The sequence below is a fragment of the Spongiactinospora sp. TRM90649 genome (genome assembly GCF_029382225.1).
GTDB lineage: Bacteria > Actinomycetota > Actinomycetes > Streptosporangiales > Streptosporangiaceae > Spongiactinospora.
In genome coordinates, this window is record NZ_JARLTC010000107.1 from 1 (window position 1) to 649 (window position 649).

At 76.0% G+C, this 649-nt stretch carries 1 protein-coding gene; it reads left to right on the forward strand.

Annotation, left to right across the window (positions count from 1 at the left end; translation table 11 throughout):
• Positions 1-649: beta-ketoacyl reductase (locus P3X83_RS43190; protein ID WP_277311261.1), on the forward strand; the 649-nt coding region annotated here is incomplete at both ends.

Here is a 649-nt window from a genome sequence, read left to right on the forward strand (position 1 = left end):
CGCCTTCGTGCTGTTCTCCTCGATCGCGGGGGTGTGGGGCAGCGGCGGCCAGGCCGCCTACGCCGCCGCGAACGCCTACTTGGACGCGCTGGCCGAGCACCGTCGGGCGCACGGTCTGGTCGCCACGTCGATCGCGTGGGGCCCGTGGGCCGAGGTCGGCATGGCCGTCCAGGGCGAGGCGGCCGACTACCTGCGGCGGCGCGGGCTGAACCCGCTGGACCCGCAGCTCGCCTCGGCCGCGCTGGGACAGCTCGGAGAGGCGTGCGTCACGGTCGCGGACGTGGACTGGGAGCGGTTCGCCGCCGGGTTCACCTCCTCGCGGCCGAGCCCGCTGCTGTCCGAGGTCGCCCCGATCGCCGAGGAGGGCGGCGAGCCCGAGCGGTCCGGGTGGGCCGCGCGGATGGCCGGGCTGGCGGAGGCGGAACGCGCCCGCGAGGTGCTGGGCCTGGTCCGCTCGGCGGTCGCCGCGTCGGCCGGCTACGGCTCGGCCTCCGAGGTGGAGACCGGCCGTCCGTTCAAGGACATGGGCTTCGACTCGATGATCGCGGTGGAGCTGCGCAACCGGCTGACCGAGGTCACCGGGCTGGCGCTGCCGGCCACGCTGGCCTTCGACTACCCGACCGCCGACGCCGTGACCGGGCACCTGCTG